Origin of the sequence: Ferrovibrio sp. (assembly GCF_017994015.1) — a bacterium.
GTDB lineage: Bacteria > Pseudomonadota > Alphaproteobacteria > Ferrovibrionales > Ferrovibrionaceae > Ferrovibrio.
The window spans coordinates 1-25,521 of record NZ_JAGOLP010000028.1; the positions used below are offsets into that span (position 1 = coordinate 1).

Consider the following 25,521-nt stretch of genomic DNA (forward strand, 5'->3'; position numbering starts at 1 on the left):
GTATCGAACACATGCTGACCAAGGGCAAGCCGCTCCGCAATTGATCGAGCGAAGCTGAGGAGAGACAGCCATGCCGACCTATACCGCTCCGGTTAAGGACTTCCAGTTTGTTCTGCATGATGTGCTGAAGCTGGAAAGCTACCAGTCCATGCCCGGCTTCGAGGAAGCCAGCCGCGACACCATCGACGCCATCCTGGAGGAAGGCGGCAAATTCATGAGCGAGGTGTTGCAGCCGCTCAACCAGGTGGGCGACCGCGAGGGCTGCCGGCTGGAAAATGGCGTGGTCTACACGCCGACCGGCTTCAAGGAAGCCTATCAGCAATATTGTGAAGCCGGCTGGGGCGCGCTGACCGGCGATCCGGAATATGGCGGCCAGGGCCTGCCGCATGTGATGGGTTTTGCCATGGCCGAGATGCAATCGGCCGCCAACATGGCCTTTGCCATGTATCCCGGCCTGACCCATGGCGCCTATGAGGCACTGCATCGTTATGGCACCGAGGAGCAGAAGCGCACCTATCTGCCCAAGATGCTGAGCGGCGAATGGACCGGCACCATGAACCTGACCGAGCCGCATTGTGGCACCGATCTGGGTCTGATGCGCACCAAGGCCGAGCCGCAGGGCGATGGCAGCTATCTGATCTCCGGCACCAAGATTTTCATCTCGGCCGGCGAACATGATATGTCGCAAAACATCATCCATCTGGTGCTGGCCAAGATTCCCGGCGGCCCGGAAGGCATCAAGGGCGTCAGCCTGTTTGTGGTGCCGAAATTCCTGGTCAATGCCGATGGCTCCCTCGGCCAGCGCAACGGCGTGGCGGTTGGCTCCATCGAGCACAAGATGGGTATCCACGGCAATTCCACCTGCGTGCTGAATTACGATCAGGCCAAGGGCTGGCTGGTCGGCGAGAAGCACAAGGGCATGCAGGCGATGTTCGTGATGATGAACGCCGCCCGCCTCGGCGTTGGCGTGCAGGGCCTGGCCCAGGCCGAAGTGGCCTACCAGAATGCCGTCACCTATGCCAATGACCGCCTGCAAGGCCGCTCGATCACCGGCACCAAGGCGCCCGACAAGCCGGCCGATCCGCTGATCGTGCATCCGGATATCCGGCGCATGCTGATGAGCATCAAGGCCTTCACCGAGGGCGCCCGCGCCCTGGCCTTGTGGACCGGCCTGGAAATCGACTTTGCCGGCAAACATCCCGATCCGGAACAGCGCCAGGCTTCCGACGATCTGGTGGCCTTCCTCACCCCGATGGTGAAAGCCTATCTGACCGAATATGGCTATCAGAGCTGCACCATGGCGCAGCAGGTTTATGGCGGCCATGGCTATATCGCCGAATGGGGCATGGAGCAGTTTGTGCGCGATGCCCGCATCGCCATGATCTATGAAGGCGCCAACGGCATCCAGGCGCTGGATCTGGTGGGCCGCAAGCTGCCAACCGGCATCGGCCGGCTGGCCCGCCGCTTTTTCCATCAGGTGGACAGCTTTGTGCAGGCCAATATGGCCGACCCGAAGATCGGCAAGGATTATGTGCTGCCGCTGGCGAAATCCTTTGCCCGCTTGCAGACCGCCACCGGTTTCATCAGCGAAAAGGGCATGAAGAATCCCGACGAGGCCGGCGCCGCTTCCTGGGATTACCTCTGCATGTTCGGCCTGGTCGCCATCGGCCTGATGTGGTGCCGCATGGCGCAGACCGCGCATGAAAAGCTGGCGGCGAATGACGGCGACAAGAGCTTCATGGAGAACAAGCTGGCCACCGGCAAATTCTTCATGGACCGCATATTGCCCGACACGGCGGCACAACTGGCAAAAATTCAGGCCGGCGCAGGCTCGACTATGGCATTGGAGGCGGCTAATTTCTAACATACGTTAGGCGACTAGGGTTGAGGCCCGAGTCTAGGGAGCAGGGAAATAAAAAATGACTGAATTTGCCATTCCGCGCACAATTTTCAGCGACGAGCATAACCAGTTCCGCGAATCGGCGCGGCGCTTCTTTGAGCGCGAAATCGCCCCGCACCATGCCAAATGGGAAGAGGACGGCATCGTGCCGCGTTCAGCCTGGCTCAAGGCTGGTGAGGCCGGTTTCCTCTGCCCCACCATGCCGGAGGAATATGGCGGCGTTGGCGCCGACCGGCTCTATTCCACCATCCTGATGGAAGAACAGGGGTATATCGGCGCCACCGGCCCGGGCTTTTCGCTGCATTCCGATATCGTGGCGCCGTATATCCTGAATTACGGCACCGAGGAGCAGAAGAAGAAGTGGCTGCCCAAGATGGCCACCGGCGAAGTGATCGGCGCCATCGCCATGACCGAACCCGGCACCGGCTCGGATTTGCAGGGCGTGCGCACCACTGCGGTGCGCCAGGGCAATGAATTTGTCATCAACGGCCAGAAGACCTTCATCACCAACGGCCAGAATGCCGATCTGGTGATCGTGGTGACCAAGACCAATCCGAAGGAAGGCGCCAAGGGCATGTCGCTGTTCCTGGTGGAAGCCGGCCGCGAGGGCTTCACCAAGGGCCGCAACCTGGAAAAGCTCGGCCTGCGCGCCCAGGATACCTCGGAGCTGTTTTTCAACGACGTGCATGTGCCGCCGGAAAACATGCTGGGCGGCGAAGGCCAGGGTTTCTACATGCTGATGCAGGAACTGGCCTGGGAGCGCCTGCAAATCGCCATCATGTCGGTGGCCGGCTGCGAAGCGGTGCTGAAATGGACCGTCGATTACACCCGGAACCGCAAGGCTTTCGGCAAATCCATCCTGGATTTCCAGAATACCCGCTTTGAACTGGCCGAGGTGAAAACCGAGACCCAGGTGGCGCGCGTCTTTGTTGATAAATGCATTGAGCTGGTGGCACAGAACAAGCTGGATGTGGCCACCGCCGCAATGGCGAAATACTGGTGCAGCGACCTGCAAAACAAGCTGATCGACAAATGCCTGCAATTGCATGGCGGCTATGGCTTCATGTGGGAATACCCGATTGCCCGCGCCTATGCCGATGCCCGTGTGCAGCGCATTTATGGCGGCACCAACGAGATCATGAAGGAACTGATCAGCCGTACGCTGTGATCGGTTCACTTCCGTTACGGCAAGGCAGTTCGCCCCTCCATTGAGCGCGTTCCGCCTTGCCGCCAAACGTTTGTTAGGTTTTAATCGCTCAGTTAAATTCGGTAGCCAATTCGATCCCGGGAGAGAAACATGACCGAAGCCTTCGTCTACGACACCGTGCGCACGCCGCGCGGCAAGGGCCGCGCCAGCGGCAGCCTGCATGAAGTGACCCCGATGCGCCTGGCCACCACGGTGCTGGAAGCCATGCGTGATCGCAACGAGCTGGATACCAGCCTGGTGGATGATGTGGTGCTGGGCTGCGTCGAGCCGGTGGGCGAACAAGGCGCCGATATCGCCCGCGTGGCGGTGATCCAGTCGGGCTATGCCGAAAGCGTGGCCGGCGTGCAGATCAACCGCTTCTGCGCCTCGGGCCTGGAAGCCTGCAACATGGCGGCGGCGCAGGTGATGAGCGGCCAGAGCCAGATGGCGATTGGCGGCGGCGTGGAAAGCATGAGCCGCGTGCCGATGGGCATGTCGGGCGGCGCCTGGGCGCTTGATCCGGCGGTGGCGATCCCGACTTATTTCATCCCGCAAGGCATCTCGGCCGATCTGATCGCCACCAAATACGGCATGAGCCGCGCCGATGTGGATGCCTATGCAGTGGAAAGCCAGAACCGCGCCAAACGCGCCTGGGATGAAGGCCGCTTCAAAAAATCCATCGTGCCGGTGAAGGATATCAATGGCCTCACCATCCTGGGCCATGACGAGCATATGCGCCCGGAAACCACGATGCAGACCCTGGCGCAGCTTGACCCGGCCTTCACCGTGCCGGGCGAGCAATTCGGCTTCAACAGCGTGGCCTTGCAGCGTTATCCGGAAGTGGAGCGCATCGAACATGTGCACCATGCCGGCAATTCATCCGGCATCGTGGATGGTGCCGCCGCCGTGCTGATCGGCAATGAGGAAGCCGGCAAGAAAGCCGGCCTGAAGCCGCGCGCCCGCATCCGCAGCTTTGCCTCCATCGGTTCGGAACCCACCATCATGTTGACCGGGCCGTCCTTTGCCGCCGAAAAGGCGCTGAAGCGGGCCGGCATGACGGCTGCCGATATCGACCTCTATGAACTGAACGAGGCTTTTGCCTCAGTGGTGCTGCGTTTCATGCAGGTGCTGAATATCCCGCATGACAAGATCAACGTGAATGGCGGCGCCATCGCCATGGGCCATCCGCTCGGCGCCACCGGCGCCATGATCCTGGGCACCGTGCTGGATGAGCTGGAGCGCACCGGCAAGAGCACCGCGCTGATCACGCTTTGCGTTGGCGCCGGAATGGGCACCGCCACCATCATCGAACGGGTCTGAGGCAAGCATCATGATCGATTACACTGTCGATGGCGACGGCGTCGCCACTATCACCTGGAACATGACCGACCGGTCGATGAACGTGCTGAATGACGGCTCGATCGCTGCCTTCAAAGAAGCGGTGACCAAGGCCATCGCCGACAAGGCGGTGAAGGGCGTGATCGTTGCCTCGGCCAAGCCCGATTTTGTTGCCGGCGCCGACCTGATCAACCTGTTCAAGGATGTTGAACCGGAAACCATGTTCGGCTTCTCGATGAACCTGCAGAAGCTGTTCCGCGACATCGAGAAGGCCGGCAAGCCGTTTGTGGCCGCCATCCCCGGCACGGCCTTGGGCGGCGGCCTGGAAATCTGCCTAGCCTGCCATCGCCGCATCGCCGCCGACAATCCCAAGGCGCTGATCGGCCTGCCGGAAGTGACCATCGGCCTGCTGCCGGGCGCCGGCGGCACGCAGCGCCTGCCGCGCCTGATTGGCGTGCGCAACGCATTACCGATGCTGCTGGAAGGCCGCAAGGTGGATGTGAAAACCGCGCTGGGCATGGGCATCCTGGATGAAGTGGTGCCAGCGGCCGAGCTGCTGAGCCGGGCCAAGGCCTGGATTCTGGCCGATGGCGCCGCCAATTGCGCCAAGCCATGGGACCAGAAGGGTTATCGCATGAAGGACGCGGCGATGACCCCGGCCGGTGCGCAAACCTTCACCGCCGGCAATGCCATGCTGCGCGCCAAGACCCAGGGTAATTATCCGGCGGCGCAGCACATCATGTCCTGCGTCTATGAAGGCAGCCTGGTGGATATCGACACCGCCTTGCGTATCGAGAGCCGCTATTTCATCGCCTGCGCCCGTTCGGATGCGGCGCGCAATATGATCCGCAGCCTGTTCGTTTCAGTGGGCGAGGCCAACAAGCTGGCCAACCGGCCCAAGGGCGTGCCAACCCAGAGCTACAGCAAGATCGGCATCCTCGGCGCCGGCATGATGGGGGCGGGCATCGCTTTTGCCGCCTCTGCTGCTGGCTTGCAGGTTGTGCTGCTGGATAGCAGCCAGGCCGCCGCCGACAAGGGCAAGAGCTACAGCGCCGGCCTGCTGGACAAGCGCGTGGCCGCCAAGAAGCTGAAGCCGGAGCTGCGCGATGCGCAACTGGCGCTGATCACGGCCACCACCGACTATGCCCTGCTGCAAGGCTGCGAGATGGTGATCGAGGCGGTGTTTGAGGATCGCAGCATCAAGGCCGATGTGACCAAAAAGGCCGAAGCGCAACTGGCTGAAAACGCCATTTTCGCTTCCAATACGTCCACCTTGCCGATCACCGGCCTGGCCGAAGCCAGCGCCCGGCCGGCCAATTTCATCGGCCTGCATTTCTTCTCGCCGGTAGACAAGATGCCGCTGGTGGAGATCATCCGTGGCAAGCAGACTTCGGACGAAACCCTGGCCCGCGCCATGGATTTTGTGAAGAAGATCCGCAAGACCCCGATCGTGGTCAACGACAGCCGTGGCTTCTACACCAGCCGCGTCTTCGCCACCTATGTCAATGAAGGCCTCACCCTGCTGGCCGAGGGCGTCAACCCCGCGCTGATCGAGAATGCCGGCAAGATGGCCGGCATGCCGGTGGGGCCGCTGGCATTGGCCGACGAAGTGTCGCTGGAACTGATGCATCGTGTGCGGCAGCAGACCAAGAAGGATCTGGGCGATGCCTACAAGGCCGATGGCTCGGAACCGGTGCTGACGCTGATGGTGGAAAAACTCGGCCGCCTGGGCAAGAAAGCCGGCAAGGGCTTTTATGACTACCCAAGCGACGGCAAGAAGCGGCTCTGGGCCGGCCTGGCCGAACAGTTTCCGCAAGCCGCCGAGCAGCCCGATGTGCAGGATGTGATCAAGCGGCTGGTTTTCATCCAGTCGGTCGAGACCGCACGCTGCCTGGAAGAAAATGTCGTGGTGGATGTGCGCGATGCCGATGTCGGCTCGATCATGGGCTGGGGCTTCCCGCCCTTCCGCGGCGGCACGGTGAGCAATATCGACACGGTTGGCGTGAAGCCTTTTGTTGCCGAATGCGACAAGCTGGCGCAGAAATTCGGCACCCGCTTCACCCCACCCAAGCTGCTGCGCGACATGGCTGAACAGGGCAAGCGCTTCTACGCCTGATCCTGACCCCAGAAAATGAAGAAGCCCCGGGCGCAAGCCCGGGGCTTTTTTCATGCCTGAAATTCCAGCGAAGCGCGCAGGCCGGGCGCATTATCTTCCAGCCGCAACACACCGCCATGCAGCCGGGCGATGGCTTGCACTAGGCTGAGGCCCAGGCCAAAGCCGGCGGTTGAGCGCGCCGTATCGCCGCGATAGAAGCGCTCGGCGGCACGCTCGCGCTCTGCCACATTCATACCTGGGCCGTTATCCGCCACAGTAACCCCATCCGGCCGCGCCAGCAGCAGGATACGGCCACCGGGCGGGGTGTATTTGATTGCATTGTCGAGCAGGTTGCCGATGGCCTGGGCCAACAGCTGACGATCACCGGTCAGCCGCAGGCCGGGCGGCGCATCACAATGCAGTTGGATACCCTTGGCCTCCGCACTCGGCGCATAAAGCTCTGCCGCCTCCTCCACCAATGCGGTCAGATCAAGTTCGGCAAAGCCGGCGCGGCGCAGGCCGGAATCCAGTTCAGCCAGCCGCAGCAGCGCATTGAACACGCCAATCAGCCGGTCGATATCGGCGATGGCAGCGGCGATCTGCTCCTGCGCAACACTGTCCGGCAGGTCGTGCAGCAAGCCCTCAAGCCGGAAGCGGGTTTCAGCCAGCGGCGTGCGCAGATCATGCGCGATGCTGTTGGAAACATGGCGCACACCATCCACCAACTGCTCAATCTGATCCAGCATGTGGTTGATGGTCACTTCAAGCTGATCAAATTCATCGCCGCCACGGCTTTGCGGCAGGCGCTGGCTCAAATCGCCCTGGCGGATTGCCGTAGCCGTGCGGTTGATACCCTCCACCCGATGCAGCAAGGCGCGGCGGATCAGCCAGCCGCCGAGCAAAGCCAGCAGCAGCACCAGCAACCCGGCCCAGAGCAGGCTGCGCAGCACCAGATTGCGGATTTGCGCCCGGTCCTGCACATCACGCCCCACCAGCAACTGGAAATTTCCCGGCAACACCACATGCAGCAGGCGGGTGGCATGCAGCTTGTCGTGCTGCACCAGTTCGATCTCATACCAGCCCGGCGCGGCACCGATACGCAACGGCCAAGCCGCCACATTGCCGGCCAGCGGGCGCAGGCGCGGATCGGCCAGCAGGTAGATGGCACGGCGGTCGGCATTGGGTGCGGCAGCGCTGCGCTCCTCGATCATCTGCACCGCCCCGGCCAGGCCAAAATCGCGCAGCCGGTCGCCGATGGCGCGGGTATCGGCGGCAATCACTGCATCGGTCTCGCGATCGAGATAGCCAGTGGTGTTCCACCAGATCAGGCCGGCCAGCAGCAGATTTGCCAGCACAAACAACGCGGCGAATAGCAGTGCCAGCCGCAGCGAGGTGGAGCGCCAGAGTTCAAGCATCGGGACCCAGGCGATAACCAGCGCCGCGCACGGTATGCAGCAATGGCCGCTCAAAGCCGGCATCGATCTTCTGGCGCAGATTGCTGATATGCACGTCGATCACATTGGTCTGCGGATCAAAATGATAATCCCACACCGTCTCCAGCAGCATGGTGCGGGTCACCACTTGGCCGGCATGTCGCATCAGATATTCCAGCAGCTTATATTCGCGCGGCTTGAGCTGGATCGGCTTGCCGGCGCGGCTGGCCTTGCGGCCAAGCAGGTCGAGCGTCAGATCGGCCACTTGCAGACTGGTTTCCTGGCCGCTTGACTGATGCCGCCGGGTCAAAGCCAGCAGGCGCGCTTCCAGTTCGCCATAGGCAAAGGGCTTGGTCAGGTAATCGTCGCCGCCGGCCTTGAGGCCACGAATACGTTCATCCACATCCGATAGCGCGCTCAGGATCAGGATCGGCGTGGCATTGCCGGTGCGGCGGAGGGCTTCGATGATGCCCAGGCCGTCAATGCCGCCGGGCAGCATACGATCAAGGATGATGGCGTCATAGGCTTCGCTGCTGGCCAGAAACAGGCCGTCGCGGCCATTATCGGCATGGTCCACCACATGGCCCGCCTCGCCCAGACCCTTGCGGACAAACTGCGCCACCTGTGGATTATCTTCAACGAGCAGGAATTTCATGGCCAATACGGAATTGCGGTCGGGGCGGCTTACGCCGCCCCGACAGGCGTTCAAGCAAGTTGCAGGGCAATATAATAGGTGGTGCCGCCGCGCATGACCAGCAAGGCCACCGCCTCGCGCTTTTCATGCTGGGCCTGGCGGATCGCCGCCACCGCTTCGCCGGGATTCGCCACCGGCTTGCCGGCCACACCCACGATCACATCGCCGCGCTGAACGCCGCTTTCATCGGCCTTGCTGCTTGGCGCCACGTCGGCCACCACTGCGCCGCGTGCATCACGCTCCAGGCCAAGCTGGCCGCGCGCGGCCGGATCAAGCGGCGCCAGTGCCAGGCCAACCTGTGCCTCGCCAGCTTCATCCTGGTTCAAGGCCGCATTCTGCTCGGCGGGCTGGCTGCCGATAGTGACGGCCAGCACCTTCTCCTTGCCGTCGCGCCAATAGGTCAGCTTGGCGGTATCGCCGGCCTTGAGCCCGGCTATCTGGGTCGCCAGATCGCGGCCATCGCGCAGCGGTCGACCATTCAGCGCCGTAATCACATCACCCTGGTGCAAGCCGCTCTCGGCCGCCGGGCCATCCGGCAACACACTGTTCACCAACACGCCTTCGGTATTGGGCCGGCCCATCGCCTTGGCCAACGGCTCGGTCAATGGCTGCAAGCTGACGCCGAGCCAGCCACGCTCCACCTTGCCGCTGGCCTTCAACTGCTCGGTCACGCTGGCGGCCAGGTTCGCCGGCACGCCAAAACCGATACCGATGCTGCCGCCATTGGGCGAATAGATCGCGGTGGCAATACCGATCACGCGGCCCTCGGCATCAAAGATCGGGCCACCGGAATTGCCCGGATTGATCGGCGCGTCGATCTGCAAAAAGCTGTCATACGGGCCGTTATTGAGATTACGCCCGCGCGCCGAAAGGATCCCTGCGCTGACACTGCCGCCAAGCCCAAAGGGGTTGCCCACCGCCACCACCGCATCACCGATGCGCGCCTTGTCGGAATCACCAAAGGCAACATAGGGCAACGGCTTGCCGGCCTCGATCTTGAGCAATGCTAGGTCTGTCTTGGGATCGCGGCCCTGCACAATGGCAGGATGTTCACTGCCATCTTCCAGCGTCACCACAATCTTGGCGGCGCCATCCACCACATGGTTGTTGGTGACGATATAGCCCGCCGGATCAATGATGAAGCCCGAACCCAGCGCATGCTGCGGGCTGCGGCCGCGCCCCTGGCCCTGCTGCTGCTCCATGAACTGGCGGAAAAATTCCTCCAGGCTGCCGGGCTGGGCATTGGGGCCACGTGGCCGGGCCTGCGGCTTTTCGGTGGTGGCAATATTCACCACAGCCGGCTTCACTTTCTCCACCAGATCGGCAAAGCCCGGGCGGGCGGTCAAAGCTTGCGCCTGGGGTGCCAGCACGGCCGGGGCATTGAGCGGGGCGGTATTGGCGGCAAAGGCCCGGGCGGCCAGATAGCCGCCGCCGGCCGATAGAATCGTACTCGCCAGTAACATGGCGGCAAGGCTGCGTTTGAAGGTCATGGCTCTGCTCCTGTTTGCAGGTTGGGTTGCCCGCAGAATAGGAAGCCACCGCTTCAGCCAGCCTGAACGCCGGATTAAATCTTTTTAATCTTCCTCATCCGGCAATGGCACCTCGCCATTCTCCTCTTCCTCGCTGGAAAAGCCGTCAGTGCCGGTATTGTCCTGTTCCGGCACTTGCAGGTTGGTCGCCGGTTCGCTGTCAAATCCGGCCGGCAGGCCATCCACAGGAATCACATTCTCACTGGCACCGCCGCCGCCGCCATAAAGCTGATCGGGCAGCCACAGCGCGATTTCCGGGAACCAGTAGAGCAGCGCCATCGACAACAGCACGATGCCGACAAACGGATAGATACCCTGGAAAATCTGGGTGATGGTGATGTGTTTAGGTGCCACACCCTTGCAGTAGAAAGCCGCCATCGCCACTGGCGGGGTGAGGAACGAGGTTTGCAGGTTGAGCGCCACCATGATGCCGAAGAAAAGCGGGTCAACGCCATAATGTTGCAACAGCGGCAGGAAGATCGGCACGAAGATGATAATGATCTCAGTCCATTCCAGCGGCCAGCCGAGCAGGAAGATCAGGAATTGGGCCAGAAGCATGAATTGTGTGCCGGAAAGATCGAGATAGTCGATCAGCTGGCGCACCACTTCATGGCCGTTGAGATAGGCAAACACTGCCGAGAAAGTGGCCGAGCCGACAAACAGCCAGCACACCATCGCCGCCGAACGCGCAGTGAGATACACCGACTCACTGAGCTTGGCCCAACTGAAACTGCGATAGGCCACCGCCAGCACCACCGCGCCGGCAGCACCTACCGCCGCCGCCTCGGTCGGCGTGGCGAGGCCGGCGAGAATCGACCCCAGAACGGAAACGATCAGCAAGGCCAGCGGCAGGAAGGAAGTGGCCAAAGCCCATAAAACCTGGGCAAACGGCACGTCGAGGATTTCCTTCGGCGGCTTGGGCGCAATCTGCGGATTGATGATGGCGCGGCCCACCACATACGCCACATAAAAACCTGCCAGCATCAGGCCGGGAAAAAAGGCGCCGGCATAGAGCTTGACCACCGACACGCCGGCCGTGGCGCCATAGAGGATCAGCAACACGCTGGGCGGAATCAGGATGCCGAGGCAGCCGCCGGCACAGACCACGCCAGTGGCCAGCTTCGGATCATAGCCGGCGCGCAGCATCGAGGGCAAAGCCAGCAGGCTCATCAGCGTCACCACGGCGCCAACGATGCCGGTGGCAGTGGCAAACATGGCGCAGGTCAGCAAGGTTGCCACGGCCAGCGAGCCCGGCACATTCTTGGCCGCCAGTTCGATACTGAGGAATAATCGGTCGAGGATATTGGCACGCTCGACGATATAGCCCATGAACAGGAAAAGCGGCACCGAGATCAGCACGTCATTCGACATCACGCTGAATGTGCGCTGTACAAAAAGCTGGAAGATATGATCGCCCATGGCGTAATAGCCAAAGCCGACACCCATCGCCATAAGAGTGAAGGCGATGGGAAAACCAAGCGCGATGGCGAACAGAAACGCCACCAGCATCAGAATGCCAACCTGCGGGTCAGTCATCGGCCGGCCTCCACGCTTTCGGCCTCGGCAGCGCCATACTGCTTCTGCAACACCTGCTCCAATTCCTCCACATCGCCGAGGCGCGGCGGCCAGGCATTATTGCGGATGCAATACAGGCAGCGCAGAACTTCAGCCACGCCTTGCAGCAGCAGCAGCACACCGGTGATCGGGATGATGGTTTTGAAATGATAGATCGGCGGGCCGTTTGGCGTGAACAGGCTGCGTTCCTTCATCACCCAGGATTGCGCCGCATAATCCCAGCCGGAATAAATCAGCGTGATGATGCCGGGAAAGAAAAACAGGAAATACAGCAGCAGATCCCAGCGCGCCTGAATACGTGGCTGCCAGCTACGATAGAGCCAGTCGCCCCGCACATGGCCGTTGCGCGCCAGGGCATAGGCACCAGCCATCATGAACAGGATACCATATAGGATATAGGCCGCGTCAAAGGCCCAATCGGTGGGTGCCTTGAGCACATAGCGGGAGAACACTTCGTAGCTGGTGGCAAGGGTTAGAAACACGATGCTCCAGCCGAAGAATTTACCGACCCAGGTATTCAGGCTGTCGATCCAGAATACCAGCCGGCCATCAAAACTCTGCCTGTCCATACGCGCTCCCTGTTTTACGCTTTTGTTATATGCCGTCCCCCCGGCAGCAGAACGGGAACCGCCAGTCCCCAGCGGTTCCCGTCCCGATACGCTTTGCCTTAACCCTTCTTCTTGGCGGCGAAGAAGTGGTTGTAGGCCATCTGCTTGCTCGGCGTGTTGAGCAATTCATACCGCACCGTGCGGCGCACCCAATCAAGCTGCGACTTGATCACCTTCTCGAAGAACGGCTCGGCCCGCTGCGCCTTCAACACGGTATCCCAGGCATTGAGCTGGGCCTGCTGCACCGCGCGCGGCGTGGTGTAGACCTTAACCTTGTCCTTGGTCTGCAATTCCTGCAAATCGCGGGAATAGCGGTCCAGGGCCTTCCAAGACATATCCGACGATGCCGCCTCGGCGGAGTATTTCAGGATCGCCTTCTGCTCGGTGGAGAGGCTGTCAAACTTGGTCTTGTTGAAGATGATCTCGAAGCATTCCGCTGCCTGGTGCCAACTTTGCAGCATGAACACCTTCGACACATCAGGGAAGCCAAGCAGCCGGTCGGAAGACGGGTTGTTGAATTCCGCCGCGTCCAGCAGGCCACGATCCATCGCCGGCACGATTTCGCCACCGGCAACGATGGTGACCGCCGCACCCATTTCCTTGAACACATCGGCCGAGAGGCCAACAGTGCGGTATTTCAGATTCTTGAGATCGTCGGCGGTTTTGACTTCCTTCTTGAACCAGCCGAGCGGCTGGCACGGCATCGGGCCGGAAACAAAGCCGACGATGTTGAGCTTGAGGATGTCGTTGACCAGTTCGTTATAGAGCTTGTTGCCGCCACCATAGGCCATCCAGGCCAGCACGCCATTGGCATCCCAGCCAAAAGGCGGCACGGTGCCAAACAGCGAGAAGGCCTTGTGCTTGCCATACCAATAGGCGGTCACGCCATGGCCGGCATCCAGCACACCGCTATGCACGGCATCCTGCATGCCAAATGCCGGCACAACCGAACCGGCAGCCAGCACATCCAGCTTCAGCCGGCCGCCTGACATCTCGTTGACCCGGGTGGCGAAATCCGCCGCCATCTCATGGAAGATGTCTTTGGTCGGCCAGGTGCTCTGGTATTTCAGTGTCACGGTCTGGGCGCGGCTGACATTGGGCATCGCCACCGTGGCCACAGCAGCACCGGCTGCCAGGCCTGCGCCGCCAAGAAAGCCACGACGACTGCTCTTTTTCGACACGACCGCGCCTTTGGCGGCCGAGCTGTTATGCTCGCTCATTGTTTCCTCCGTTGCGCCGGCTGCCCTGGCAACCGGATTCTTATTATTGTTGACTCGAAGCGAATACTTGAGTGCAGGAATGATTACGGACGCACCGGGAGACTGGCAAGCGTAAATGTTCGCCTGCTCAATAAATTCCTGCCTTCGCAGATGCGAACAGGATCAATAAGCCGTGAATAGCACCATGAAGGCGGAAACCGTTATCGTTGCAATCACCGTGGTCACCAGGATGGTGCTGGAACTGCGCTCGACATAGGTATTCTGCGTGCTGGCTAAAATATAGACATTGGCGGCAGTGGGCATGGAAGCCTGAATAACCGCCACCGCAGTGAGGAACGGATCAAGTTTGAGCACCAGGCTTGCCAGCATCCACACCGCCAGCGGATGCAACGCCAGCTTGCCGATGGTGGTGAGGGTCACCTCCTCCAATCCGTCGGAAAGCGGCCGGCCCACCAGGGTGAGGCCGAGCGAAAACAATGCGCAGGGCGCCGAGGCGGCGGCAAGCAGACTGCCGAAGGCATCCACCGGCGCCGGCAGGCTCCAGCCGGTGAAGCCCCAGAGCAGACCGGCGAAGGTGGCAATAATCAGTGGGTTGCGTGCCATGCCAAACAGCACACGCTTGAAGATGGCCGGCAGCGAGGCGTGTCGCCCGCCCGTCCCCTCGATGATCGCGGTGGTGAGTGGGATCAGGATCACATGGTCAAACACGATCACCAGCACTGCCGGCAGCACGGCGGCATCGCCGAACAGTGCAATCAGGATCGGCAGCCCCATATAGCCGACATTGCCAAAACCAGCGCCCATGCCCTGCACCGCGCGCTCGCCCCAGGTCAGGCGTGGCAGCAGCAAGCGGCTGAGCAGCATCACACTGCCATAGGCGATCAGGCCGCCACCGGTATAGGCGGCGACAAAGCGCGGATCAAAGGCTTCCACCACCGGTGCTTCTGCCATCTTCATGAACAGCATCATCGGCAGCGCAAACCAGATCACAAAGGCATTCAAGCCAACATGGGCGCTGGCCGTGATGAGGCGGAAATGCCCGGCGGCATAGCCGGTGAAGATCAGGCCGAAGAATGGCAGCGAAACCGTCAGCAGTGTTTCCATGGCTTCGTCCCCTCTCGGCCTGCGGCTCAGACCGGCGGCAGCAGATGCCGGGTGAAACCGGCGCGCACCGGTTCCGGCATGGTGATCGCCTTGCGCGTCTTGAGATCAAAAAACACCGCCACCACTTCGGCGGTGGCCAGTGTTTCGCCGCTATTGCTATCCAGCAGCAGATGGCCGAAGCGCCAGGTCTTGTCGCGCAGTTCCAGCACCCCGGTCTGGCAGTGGAAAGCCTGACCAACCCGCATCATCTGCTTGATGTCGATGATATAATCCAGCGCCGCCGAACCCAGCCCGGCCTCACGCATACGCGATGTGTCAAAATCCGCCGCCACAAACACATTCATCGCCGCAGATGAAAAGCGCGCCATATAGAAGCGCGTCGCCATACGGCCATTCTCGTCGCATTCCCATTGATCAACGCCACCCCGGCAGGTTTCATACATGCCATCGCGCAGGCTTAACGGCGGCGGCGGCGAACCGGCGGGCGGCAAGGGCGGACCACCGGGAAAGGCCGCAACCCATGGCTCGGCCAGGCGCTGCGCCGCAGCCGGCAATGCCGCCTGACGCCCGCTGGCCAGCTCTTCCACCGTCAGCCGCGCTTCCACCACGGCGGAGAGCACACCGGTTTCAAAATCGTGCAATTCATGCAGCAGGGTGACGCCCTCGGCATCGGCGCTGCGGATCGCACTGCGCATCACGGTGATGGCGGCATTATGCAATTCGCGGCGGAACTGGATACGGTAACGCTGTGGCCGCAGCGCCAGGCCAAGCGCTGCCAGGGCGCGTGGCCCCAGCCCCAGGGCGGTGAAAACATGGCGATCAGCATCGGCAGCGCGGGCGAGATAAAACTGCACATTGAGATGGCCCATGCGATCGCATTCCCAGGCATTCACCGGGCTGCGATGCGACATCATCCAGCCCGGCTCGGCCTCGGGCACAGCCTGCTGCACCAGAGCTTCTTCACCGTTGAGCAGCAGGCCGGCAAAGCCTTGGCGCAGATCGTCCGGCAGCGGCACGGATTTCCGCGCCTCCAGATCAAAACACAGGCCCAGCACATCGGCGCGCATGGCCAGTTCGCCGCTTTCGGCATCGAACAACCGATGATGCAGTACCAGCTTGCGGCCCTCCACCGCCTTGATCGCGCTTTCCATGCGGATCACACTGCCGGCGCGCAATTCACGCAGATAGTCGATATTCTGGTTCACCGCCACGATGCCCAGCCGGCGCTGTTCCAGCCCGATGCGGCCCAGGCCGCCGGCATGCAGCAGGCTGGCGGCGGCATCACTGATGCGGCCAACATAGAATTGCACATTGTAATGGCCGTATTGGTCGCATTCCCAGGCTGCGACCGAGCCGCGATAGGTTTCGCGAAACGCTGGCACGATATTCTCTTTGTTTTATGGCTGCGCAAAGGCGGGCGACCATGTTCGCCGCTTATCGCGGCGCGTGCAAGCGCTCGACTAGATGGCCGACCTGGCGCTGTATCACCGCCTCGCCGTCATCGCCCAGCATCCGCAGCCGGCCGGTGGCCTGCAACAGCAGCGTGCCGCAGATGCTGCCCACCAGATCAACGGTTTCGCGCCGCACCTGCTCCGGATCATTCAAACCACTGGCCTGGATCGCCTCGCCCAGCAGGGCAAAACACTGGATCAGGCGGCCATTCAGCATGCGGTCCAGTGCCGGGCTGAGGCCGGTCGGCTTCAGCCCCTGGGCCAGATACAGGCCCAGATGCAGATCCTCTGGCCGGTGCTGGTAGAAGCGGTAGAAACCAAGCGCGCCGGCCAGCAGGCGCTCAGCGGGCGGCATGGCGGGCGCCACCGCTTCGCGCAGGCTTTTCAGCAGGTCGGCCAATGAAGCGGTCAGCATCTCGGCATAGATCGCCTCCTTGCTGTCGAATTGCAGATACACCGTGCCGGGCGCGATGCCGGCGGCTTCGGCAATGGCCCGGATGGTGGCGCCTTCCAGGCCCTGGGCGGCAAAAACCTGGCGCGCGGCCGTGATGATCGCATCACGCTTGAAGGTCGCCAGTGCCAAGCGGCGTTCACCCTTGGGGCTAGCCTTCGTGGCGCCACGCCCAGGATCAGCGGGCATTTTTCCACGATAACGGATCGCCGCCATCGCGCTCCTTCACCGCTGCCTTGAAGCCCACTTGCTCGCAGCGCGCCTTGAAGGCCACACCTTCCGGGCTATGCCGGGTGATGCCGTCAAACACCGTGGCCAGGGTCTGGGTCGAAGTCAGGCCCATATTATCAAGCGCCTGATTCACCATCAGCTTCTGCATCATCAACTGGTTCTTCGGCACACTGGCGATGCGGCCGAGCAGGTCTTCCACATAATCGTCCAGTTGCGCCTCCGGCACTGCATCGATCACCAAACCATATTCCTTGGCGGTGCGGCCATCGATCAGATCGCCGGTCAGCAGCATGCGCTTGGCACGTTCAGCACCCAGGCGATAAACCCACATCGCCGTGGTGGGGCAACCCCAGATGCGCGCCGGCGGATAACCGATGCGGGCATCATCCGCCATCACCACCAGATCAGAGCAGAGCGCGATATCGCTGCCGCCGGCCACGGCAAAGCCGCGCACCTTGGTCACCACCGGCTTGAGCGAACGCCACAGGCTGAAATAACAATCGGTGCAATGGCGCATCCACTGGTAATCCACCATTGGGTCCCAGGGCATGTCCTGGCTGCCCTTCACCGGGCGCGGCGCCTCGGCATAGGCCTTCAGGTCATAACCGGCGCAGAAGGCCCGGCCGGCGCCGGTCAGCGCGATGACATGCACCTCGTCATCCCAATTGGCACGCTCCACGGCGGCCTTCAGCGCATCGGGCAGTTCATCATTGATGGCGTTGAGATGCTCGGGGCGGTTCAGGGTGATGCGGGCGATGCGGCCATCACGCTCGTAAAGCACCACTGGATTGCTGTCGGTCATGGTTTCCTCCCAGTTTCTGGTGAGGCCACTTTATCATCGTTCATTAGAATGAACAGTGTTCATAATTTTAACTCGCGGTAGCGGATATCCGGCATCGGATTATTATAATATGGCGCAATATCGCCGAAGCCGAGGCGGTCATAGAGCCGGTTGGCGGCCTGCATGCGCTGTAGGCTATCCAGCCGCATATAGGCATAACCAAGCCGGCGCGCCTCAGCGATCACCGCCTCGGCCAGCAGCCGGCCAAGCCCGCTGCCGCGCCCCTCGGGGCCAACATAGAGCCGCTTCATTTCGCAGATACCCGGTTCCAGCGGCCGCAAGGCCACCACGCCGGCGGCATTGCCGCCAAGCAGGCCGAGCAGCAGCGCACCGCCGGCCGCTTCGGCATATTTTCCCGGCAGGCCGGCCAATTCAGCCGCAAAATCCTGAAAACTGAGGCTGAAATCCAGCGAATCGGCATAGGCCTGAAACAGCCGCCGAGCGGTTAGCATGTCGGCCGCGCCGCTGGCTGGCCGAATCAGGATGGCATTGGTCATGCCGCTATCGAAAAGGGTTTGGGCGGGATGCGCAACAGGGACAGCGCACCCCGCCCTGACGGTCGCATCCTTCGGGGACATCGATGCGACCGGGTCCAAAGCCATATCAGGCGTTGTTTACAGGTGGACAACACCTTCCAGAAACAGCACGGCCTTGCCGGCCATGCGCACCCGCTCGCCTTCATGGCGGCAATAAAGCAGCCCGCCGCGCGCCGAAGCCTGATAGGCGGTTATCTCCGGGCGGCCGAGCCGAGCCGCCCAATAAGGTACGATGGTGCAATGCGCCGAGCCGGTGACCGGGTCTTCCGGCACACCGACACGCGGCGCGAAAAAGCGCGACACGCAATCGATACCGGGTTTGTCGCCCGGTGCTGTGGCAATGATGCCATAGCGCTCAATGGCAGCCAGCGCAGCCATATCCGGCCGCAAGGCGCGCACAGCTTCGGCGCTGTCATATACCGCCAGATAGGCTTGTGCGTTCAACACCTCGCGCGGCGCAGCACCCAATGCCGCCACCAGATCGGCAGGCGGCGCCACCGGCTGGGCAATACGGGCCGGAAAATCCATCGTCAGCCGGCCCGATTCACCATCCAGTGCCACGCGCAACGCGCCGCTACGGGTATCAAACACCACATCGGTCAGGCTTGGCGCCAGCTTGTTGAACACCACCCAGGCGCTGGCCAACGTGGCATGGCCGCACAGATCAACTTCCACCAATGGCGTGAACCAGCGCAGGCCATAACGGCCCGCTTGCTGATCCGATGGCACCAGGAAGGCGGTCTCCGCCAGATTATTCTCGGCGGCGATCGCCTGTAAGGTGGCATCGGGCAGCCAATGCGCCAGCGGCATTACGGCAGCGGGATTGCCACCAAACACCGCATCGGCGAAAGCATCAACCTGATAGATCGGCAAGCCCATAGCCGGTTTCCTTGCTGCCTAAAACTTATCGAAGCCAGAACGGCTTGCCGGCCTCGCCAGCGATATCCGCCCGGCTCAGACCCACATCCCGCAGCATCTCATCAGACAACGTCTGCAACGTCGCCCGTTCATCGGCCCGCCGCTGCCATTCCAGCAGCCCGAGCACCATCGCCACCATACCCTCGGCGGCGGACTTGCCGATCCGATCCACGGCCCGACCGAGCGAGCCGAACAGCCGCTCCGCCGGACCTAAATAGGGTGACTGTCCAATTGTATCGATACATTCTGCCATGACACTGCCTCATTCTCCTTGGATTGCGTTACATTGAAGGGCTTCAATGTGTGAGGCGCATTTGACATTGACACATTGATGCAGTCAATGTAAATATTGTCACCATGACAATATGGACGCCCAACCTCGAACAATTCCCCGGCCCGCGCTACCAGGCACTGGCCACGGCCATTGAAACTGCGGTTCGCTCTGGCGAATTGCCGCCGGGCAGCCGATTGCCGCCGCAACGCGATCTGGCCTGGAAGCTGGGCGTCACTGTGGGCACGGTCAGCCGTGGCTACATGTTGGCGGAGCAGAAGGGCCTGCTATCAGGCGAAGTCGGCCGCGGCACCTTTGTACGCACCAGCAATGACGATGCACCCTCGGCGGAACCGCTGGGTGATCTGGTGCCGATCCAGAATCTGCGTGTGCCGGGCCTGATCGAATTGTCGCATAACGAGCCGGTGCTGCCGAATTACGATGCCATCATGCGGCGTTCGCTGCGCACTTTGGCTGCGCGCGGCGGGCTGGAGCACCTGCTCGGCTATAGCCGCTCGCTGGGCGATCCGGCGCATCGTGCTGCCGCGGCACAATGGATCGGCCGCACCGGGCTGAAACTGTCGCCGGAACAGGTGATTGCCACCGCCGGCGCACAGCAGGCCATCGCCATCGTGATGGCGGCGCTGGTGGATGACGGCGAAACCGTGCTGGTGGAATCGCTCACCTATGGCGGCATCCACGAGAATGCACAATTACGCTCGGCCACGCTGCATGCCGTGGCGATGGATGATCACGGCATGCTGCCGGAAGCGCTGGACGAAGCCGTGCGGCAGACCGGCGCACGCACTGTGATGCTGCAACCAACAATCCATAACCCGACCAATGCCAGCATGCCGCTGGAGCGGCGTCAGGCCATCGTGGATGTGGCGCGGCGGCATGATCTCACCATCGTTGAGGATGATGTATATGGCTTCATCGTGGCGGAGCGGCCTGTGCCGATTGCCACGCTGGCACCGGAGCGCACCATCTACATCACCAGCGCCTCAAAATGTATGGCGCCAGGCCTGCGCGTTGGCTGGCTGGCGGCACCGTTGGCGCTGATCGAGCGCTTTGCCGATGCCCAGCATGCCATCGCGGTGAATAACCCGCGGCTCAACCAGGAAATTGTGCGGCAATGGATCGAAGACGGCACCGCCGTTGAGATGCTGGAGCAATTGCGCGAGGAAACCGCTATACGGCAGCGCATGGCGGAAGAAATCTTCGCCGGCTATCGACTGAAAAGCCATCCCGCCAGCCTGCATTGTTTTGTTGAACTGCCCGAGCCATGGCAATCCAACGATTTCACCGCCCAGGCATTGATGCAGGGGGTGCGCATTGCCGGCTGCACATCGTTTGTGCCGGATCATCGCACCAACCCGGCGCCCTGGGTGCGTGTTTCGCTCGCCCCATCGCCCAGCCGCGAGGAATTGCTGGAAGGCCTGCGCCGGTTGCGCAGCCTGCTTGACCGCCGCCCCGAGGCGCGGCGCGGCATTGTCTGAGCCAGCTTGTTTGAGCTGATCGCCTATCTGGCGCCGATCCTGCTGGTTGGCGCGCTGGTGCTGGCAAGCCGGCTGCCGCTGCTGCATGCCGGCGCCTGCGGCCTGGCCGCCACCTTATTGGCTGCCTTGCAGGCGCCTTTGCCCTATTGGCCGCTGGTGCTGACCGAAACCCTGAAAGGTGCCTGGCTGGCGCTATTCTCTGCCGGCGTGATGCTGGCCGGGCTGGTGTTTCACCATGCCTTGCAAGACAACACGGCCCAGCCTGAGGCAGACAGCACACCGCGCCGCCCGCATCTGGCCGCCTTCATCCTGTGTTTCATCGCCGGGCCACTGGTGGAATCGGCCATCGGCTTCGGCGTCGGCTTTGCCGTCAGTATCGCCGGCCTGCTGCGGCTGGGCTTCAAGCCACTGCCCGCCGCCCTGCTGAGCCTGATCAGCCAGATGCTGGTGCCATGGGGTGCGCTGGCCATCGGCACATTGATCGGCGCCGCCCTGGCGCAATTGCCGCTGAGCAGCTTTGGCCTGCATATCGCCTATGCCACAATCCCGGTGCCGCTGTTGCTGCTGGGCTGGTTCTGGCAGCGGCTGCGCCGCGCCGGCATCGCCGCAACCGGGCGGGAATATCTGATCGAACTGGCTTTGGTGCTGGCGCTGATCGGCCTGCTGATCCTGGGCAATGCCAGCGGCGCGGTGGATGCCGCCGGCCTGCTGGCCACGGCGCCGTTGCTGGCGCTGCTGTATTGGCGCGAAACCCTGGCCGGCCGGGTGCCGTGGCGCCTGGTGTTGCCCTATGGCCTGCTGATCGCGCTGCTGCTGCCGACCCGCCTGCTGCCCGGCCTGAGCGACACGCTACGCCCGCTGCTGGCCTGGCAGCCCTGGCCCGACATGCCGGCCCTGCCGCCATTTTACTATACTGGCACGCTGCTGCTGCTCACCGCCCTGGCCACCCTGCTCGGTCGAGGCGAACTGCGCCAACTGCCGGATATCCTGCGCCGTTCCTGGCGCGGCGGCCGCATTGCCGTGCTATCGACGCTGATTTTTCTGGTGATGGCGCGGCTTTACACCGGCGGCGGCATGGCCGAAGCGCTGGCACGCGGCTGGGGCGAGCTGACCGGCGCGGCGGCACCGCTTGGCAGCCCGGCCTTTGCCGCCCTGGCCGGCTGGCTCACCGGCAGCAACACCGCCTCCAACAGCCTGCTGTTGCCGATCCAGGCCGCGCTGGCACAGCAGACCGGGCTACCGCTGGCCTGGCTGGCCGGCCTGCAAAGCAGCACCGCCAGCCTGATAAGCTGCCTGTTCGCCGGCAAGCTGGCGCTGGCCTGTGCCTTTGCCGGCATTCCGGGCCAGGAGCGCCACCTGCTGCGCGCCGCCCTGCCTTATGCCGGGCTGATGCTGCTGCCCGGCTTTGGCCTGGCCGCCGCCTTGCTGCTTATCTACTAAACCAGCCGGTGGCCGTGATTGAGCGGGCCATGGCCATGGCCGAAGCCGGGCGCGGTTTCCATCGCCCGGCGCACATAGCGCCGCGCATCGGCCACCGCCTCGGCCAGAGGCTGGCCCAGCGCCAGGCCGGTGGCAATCGCCGAGGCCAGGGTGCAGCCGGTGCCATGGGTGGAGGTGGTATGCAGCCTGGTGCTGCTGAAACGCTGCATATCCTGGCGGGTGAGCAGCAGATCCACCAGTTCATCACCTTCCAGATGGCCGCCCTTGAGCAACACCGCTGCCGGCCGCAAGGCCAGCAGGTCACGCGCCGCCTGCTCCATCGCGGCAATACCTTCGATCGGCCGGCCGATCAGCGCGGCAGCTTCCGGCAGGTTGGGCGTGATCACGGCGGCGCGCGGAATCAATTGCTCGATCAGCGCCACCTCGGCCTCAGGCTGCAACAGCCGGGCGCCGCCCTTGGCCACCATCACCGGGTCCACCACCAGCGGCACATCGGCGGCCAGTTCATCCAGCACCGAGACAATGGCAGTTATCACCTCGGGCCGGTTCAGCATGCCGGTCTTGATCGCATCGGCGCCGATATCGCGCAAAACCACGCGCATCTGCTGCGCCACAAATTCGGCCGGCACATCATGCACCGCATGTACGGTGACGGTATCCTGCGCGGTCAGCGCGGTGATCGCGGTGGCGGCATAGCCGCCCAGCGCGGTCACGGTCTTGATATCGGCCTGGATGCCGGCGCCGCCGCCGGAATCCGAGCCGGCCACGATCAGCACGCGGCCACGATTGCGGTTATTCACGCTCATGCCGCCGCCTGTTCCAGCGCCGCCACGATGCTGCTGACCACATCATCCACCAGCGCTTCATTTTCGCCTTCGGCCATCACGCGGATCAAGGGCTCGGTGCCGGAAGGCCGGATCAGCACGCGGCCATTGCCAGCCAGGCGGCGCTCGCCGGCCTCGATCACGGCACGCACGGCGGGCAAATCCTGCGGCTTGCTGCCGCGCGCAATGCGCACATTGCGCAGCACTTGCGGATAAGGCTCAAAACGGCGGCAGAATTCCGATGCCTTGCGGCCGGAATCAACCAGGGCCGCCAACACCTGCAAGCCGGCAATCAGGCCATCGCCGGTGGTGGCGAAATCCGACAGGATGATATGGCCGGATTGTTCGCCGCCCAGATTGAAGCCAAACTCGCGCATCGCTTCCAGCACATAACGATCCCCCACCTGGGTGCGCTTCAATTCCAGCCCCAGGCGGTTGACGAATTTCTCCAGGCCGAGATTCGACATCACCGTGGCGGCCAGGCCGCCGCGTGCCAGCTTGCCCTGGGCGAGCCAGCTTTCCGCCACGATGGCCATAAGCTGGTCGCCATCAATCACCTGGCCACGTTCATCCACCATCATCAGCCGGTCGGCATCACCATCCAGCGCCAGGCCGATCGCGGCGCCATGCTCCAGCACGGCGGCCTGCAAGGCCTGCGGATGGGTGGAGCCACAAGCCTGGTTGATATTGAAACCATCCGGCTTCACGCCAATCGGGATCACCTCGGCTTCCAGTTCCCACAGCACGGCCGGCGCCACCTTGTAGGCGGCGCCATTGGCGCAATCCACCACCACTTTGAGGCCGCTCAGCTTCTGCCCCTTGGGCAAGGTGGCCTTGGCGAATTCGACATAACGCCCGCCGGCATCTTCCAGCCGCTTGGCGCGGCCAAGCTTGTCAGGCGCCGCCAAAGGGGCCGGCGCCTCACCCAGAATCATCGCCTCGATCTCACTTTCGGCGGCATCGGAGAGTTTGTAGCCATCCGGGCCAAACAGCTTGATGCCGTTATCATGATACGGATTATGCGAGGCCGAGATCATCACGCCGAGATCGCAGCGCAACGCCCGGGTCAGCATTGCCACGGCCGGGGTGGGCAGCGGCCCGACCATGAACACATCCATGCCCACGGCGGTGAAGCCAGCCACCAGGGCCGGCTCCAGCATGTAGCCGGACAGCCTGGTATCCTTGCCGATCAGCACCCGGTGGCGATGGTCGCCGCGGGTGAAATAGGCGCCCGCTGCCATGCCGACCTTCAGCGCCGTGGCCGCCGAAATCGGCTCGGCATTGGCCAGGCCGCGTATCCCATCGGTGCCGAAAAAGCGTCGTGCCATTAAAACCCTCGCGGAAAGCCGGTACTGACGGGGCGCCAGGCAACACCCGAATCGGCTGATTATCCTGGCGCGGACTATGCCATAGCGGCCAGACCCTGCCAAACCCGCAAAGCCTGCACGGTCTTGTCCACATCATGCACACGCAGGATATTGGCGCCCTGCACCGCGCCCCACAAAGCCGCCGCCACCGAGCCGGGGATACGCAGGCTGGGCTGGGTCTCACCGGTGAGATGACCGATCAGGCTCTTGCGCGACACGCCGAGCAGCAGAGCATAACCATCGGCGCGGAAACGCGGCAGCGCCTGCATCAGCGTGATGTTATGCGGCTGGGTTTTGCCAAAGCCGATGCCGGGATCGAGGATGATGCGCTCCGGCGCGATGCCGGCAGCGATGCAGGCCGCCGCCCGGGTTTGCAGATAGGCCAGCACTTCCGCCACCACATCATCATAGCGCGGCGCCTGCTGCATGCTGGCCGGCTGGCCCTGCTTGTGCATCAGCACCACGGCGGCCTGGCTTTCGGCCACCACCGCAAGCGCCGCCGGATCGTCTTCCAGCGCACTGATATCATTGATGATCTGCGCCCCGGCAGCAAGGCAGGCGGCCATCGTGGCGGCATGGCGGGTATCCACGCTGAGCGGCACGCCGCAATCCGCCAGCGCCTGCACCACCGGCAGCAGGCGGTCGATTTCCTGCGCCACAGAAACCGGCGCGGCGCCGGGCCGGGTCGATTCCGCGCCCAGATCGATCAGGTCGGCGCCGGCCGCGATCATGGCGCGGGCCTGGGCAATGGCCGCCCCGGCCTCGCCTTTCAGGCCATCGCCGGAGAAACTGTCATCGGTGACATTGACGATGCCCATCACCAGCGGCCGCGACCAATCCCAACCCAGCAAAGGGCGCGGCATCGGCAAAGCTTCCGGGCGGTTCGGCAACAGGGTCATGCTGTCTCGCTATGGTTCAAAACGCTTCGCCGGGGTTCAAAACGCTTCGCTGGTATTCCCGCGTGCTCCCGGACATTCGTGCAAGTTTGTCTGCCGTTCAAGTTTGTCGGC

Annotated in this window: 22 protein-coding genes; 6 read left to right on the forward strand and 16 right to left on the reverse strand. The window is 62.8% G+C overall.

Annotation, left to right across the window (positions count from 1 at the left end; genetic code table 11):
• The first annotated feature begins 70 nt into the window (after positions 1-70).
• The 4 genes from KBB36_RS13555 (at position 71) to KBB36_RS13570 (ending at position 6,540) form a co-directional block, all read left to right on the forward strand.
• Positions 71-1,864 carry an acyl-CoA dehydrogenase C-terminal domain-containing protein gene (locus tag KBB36_RS13555; RefSeq protein WP_290981712.1) on the forward strand — a complete coding sequence of 598 codons (1,794 nt, stop codon included), beginning with the start codon at positions 71-73 and terminating at the stop codon, positions 1,862-1,864.
• A gap of 55 nt (positions 1,865-1,919) precedes the next feature.
• The gene (locus KBB36_RS13560; protein WP_290981715.1) at positions 1,920-3,068 is read left to right on the forward strand and encodes an acyl-CoA dehydrogenase family protein; all 1,149 of its coding nucleotides are present in this window, start codon (positions 1,920-1,922) and stop codon (positions 3,066-3,068) included.
• 129 nt (positions 3,069-3,197) lie between these two features.
• Entirely contained in the window at positions 3,198-4,406 is a 1,209-nt protein-coding gene (locus tag KBB36_RS13565) for an acetyl-CoA C-acetyltransferase (protein WP_290981718.1), read from the forward strand.
• A 10-nt stretch (positions 4,407-4,416) separates the two neighbouring features.
• Entirely contained in the window at positions 4,417-6,540 is a 2,124-nt protein-coding gene (locus KBB36_RS13570; protein ID WP_290981721.1) for a 3-hydroxyacyl-CoA dehydrogenase NAD-binding domain-containing protein, read from the forward strand.
• Between the two features lie 50 nt (positions 6,541-6,590).
• Here the strand turns inward: KBB36_RS13570 and KBB36_RS13575 are convergent, their stop codons facing one another.
• The 13 genes from KBB36_RS13575 to KBB36_RS13635 form a co-directional block, all read right to left on the reverse strand.
• The gene (locus KBB36_RS13575; RefSeq protein ID WP_290981724.1) at positions 6,591-7,934 is read right to left on the reverse strand and encodes a HAMP domain-containing sensor histidine kinase; all 1,344 of its coding nucleotides are present in this window, start codon (positions 7,932-7,934) and stop codon (positions 6,591-6,593) included.
• On the reverse strand, positions 7,927-8,607 hold the full coding sequence (locus tag KBB36_RS13580) for a response regulator transcription factor (protein WP_290981727.1): 681 nt from the start codon (positions 8,605-8,607) through the stop codon (positions 7,927-7,929). Before KBB36_RS13580 ends, KBB36_RS13575 begins: the two co-directional genes overlap by 8 nt.
• Positions 8,608-8,657: 50 nt before the next feature.
• Complete coding sequence (locus KBB36_RS13585; protein ID WP_290981730.1) at positions 8,658-10,136, reverse strand: DegQ family serine endoprotease; 1,479 nt, start codon at positions 10,134-10,136, stop codon at positions 8,658-8,660.
• An 84-nt stretch (positions 10,137-10,220) separates the two neighbouring features.
• Positions 10,221-11,711: a TRAP transporter large permease subunit gene (locus KBB36_RS13590; protein ID WP_290981733.1), complete on the reverse strand. Its 1,491-nt coding sequence runs from the start codon at positions 11,709-11,711 to the stop codon at positions 10,221-10,223.
• Positions 11,708-12,319, reverse strand: a complete 612-nt coding sequence (locus tag KBB36_RS13595) for a TRAP transporter small permease subunit (RefSeq protein ID WP_290981736.1) — start codon at positions 12,317-12,319, stop codon at positions 11,708-11,710. Before KBB36_RS13595 ends, KBB36_RS13590 begins: the two co-directional genes overlap by 4 nt.
• A 98-nt stretch (positions 12,320-12,417) precedes the next feature.
• On the reverse strand, positions 12,418-13,578 hold the full coding sequence (locus tag KBB36_RS13600; RefSeq protein WP_290981740.1) for a TRAP transporter substrate-binding protein: 1,161 nt from the start codon (positions 13,576-13,578) through the stop codon (positions 12,418-12,420).
• A 162-nt stretch (positions 13,579-13,740) separates the two neighbouring features.
• Positions 13,741-14,682, reverse strand: a complete 942-nt coding sequence (locus KBB36_RS13605; RefSeq protein WP_290981743.1) for an AEC family transporter — start codon at positions 14,680-14,682, stop codon at positions 13,741-13,743.
• Between the two features lie 26 nt (positions 14,683-14,708).
• Positions 14,709-16,064 (reverse strand): thioesterase family protein, encoded by a 1,356-nt coding sequence (locus KBB36_RS13610; protein WP_290981746.1) that lies wholly within the window; start codon positions 16,062-16,064, stop codon positions 14,709-14,711.
• A gap of 52 nt (positions 16,065-16,116) precedes the next feature.
• Positions 16,117-16,716: a TetR/AcrR family transcriptional regulator gene (locus KBB36_RS13615; protein ID WP_290981749.1), complete on the reverse strand. Its 600-nt coding sequence runs from the start codon at positions 16,714-16,716 to the stop codon at positions 16,117-16,119.
• A gap of 46 nt (positions 16,717-16,762) precedes the next feature.
• Positions 16,763-17,617 (reverse strand): crotonase/enoyl-CoA hydratase family protein, encoded by an 855-nt coding sequence (locus KBB36_RS13620; protein ID WP_290981752.1) that lies wholly within the window; start codon positions 17,615-17,617, stop codon positions 16,763-16,765.
• 59 nt (positions 17,618-17,676) lie between these two features.
• Positions 17,677-18,153: a GNAT family N-acetyltransferase gene (locus KBB36_RS13625; protein ID WP_290981755.1), complete on the reverse strand. Its 477-nt coding sequence runs from the start codon at positions 18,151-18,153 to the stop codon at positions 17,677-17,679.
• A gap of 117 nt (positions 18,154-18,270) precedes the next feature.
• Positions 18,271-19,071 (reverse strand): PhzF family phenazine biosynthesis protein, encoded by an 801-nt coding sequence (locus KBB36_RS13630; protein WP_290981757.1) that lies wholly within the window; start codon positions 19,069-19,071, stop codon positions 18,271-18,273.
• 25 nt (positions 19,072-19,096) lie between these two features.
• The gene (locus tag KBB36_RS13635; RefSeq protein WP_290981759.1) at positions 19,097-19,363 is read right to left on the reverse strand and encodes a DUF1127 domain-containing protein; all 267 of its coding nucleotides are present in this window, start codon (positions 19,361-19,363) and stop codon (positions 19,097-19,099) included.
• A gap of 104 nt (positions 19,364-19,467) precedes the next feature.
• Here KBB36_RS13635 and KBB36_RS13640 point away from each other — a divergent pair, with 104 nt between their 5' ends.
• Together KBB36_RS13640 and KBB36_RS13645 are read left to right on the forward strand one after the other, a co-directional pair.
• Positions 19,468-20,880 (forward strand): PLP-dependent aminotransferase family protein, encoded by a 1,413-nt coding sequence (locus tag KBB36_RS13640; protein ID WP_290981762.1) that lies wholly within the window; start codon positions 19,468-19,470, stop codon positions 20,878-20,880.
• A 6-nt stretch (positions 20,881-20,886) separates the two neighbouring features.
• Positions 20,887-22,320 (forward strand): L-lactate permease, encoded by a 1,434-nt coding sequence (locus KBB36_RS13645; RefSeq protein WP_290981765.1) that lies wholly within the window; start codon positions 20,887-20,889, stop codon positions 22,318-22,320.
• Here the strand turns inward: KBB36_RS13645 and thiD are convergent.
• From thiD to folP, 3 genes are all read right to left on the reverse strand, one after another.
• Complete coding sequence (gene thiD / locus KBB36_RS13650; RefSeq protein ID WP_290981768.1) at positions 22,317-23,126, reverse strand: bifunctional hydroxymethylpyrimidine kinase/phosphomethylpyrimidine kinase; 810 nt, start codon at positions 23,124-23,126, stop codon at positions 22,317-22,319. The genes KBB36_RS13645 and thiD overlap by 4 nt on opposite strands.
• A complete protein-coding gene (gene glmM / locus KBB36_RS13655; protein ID WP_290981771.1) occupies positions 23,123-24,472 on the reverse strand; it encodes a phosphoglucosamine mutase in 1,350 nt (449 codons plus the stop codon). Before glmM ends, thiD begins: the two co-directional genes overlap by 4 nt.
• 74 nt (positions 24,473-24,546) lie before the next feature.
• Positions 24,547-25,410, reverse strand: a complete 864-nt coding sequence (gene folP / locus KBB36_RS13660; protein ID WP_290981774.1) for a dihydropteroate synthase — start codon at positions 25,408-25,410, stop codon at positions 24,547-24,549.
• Positions 25,411-25,521 lie beyond the last annotated feature (111 nt).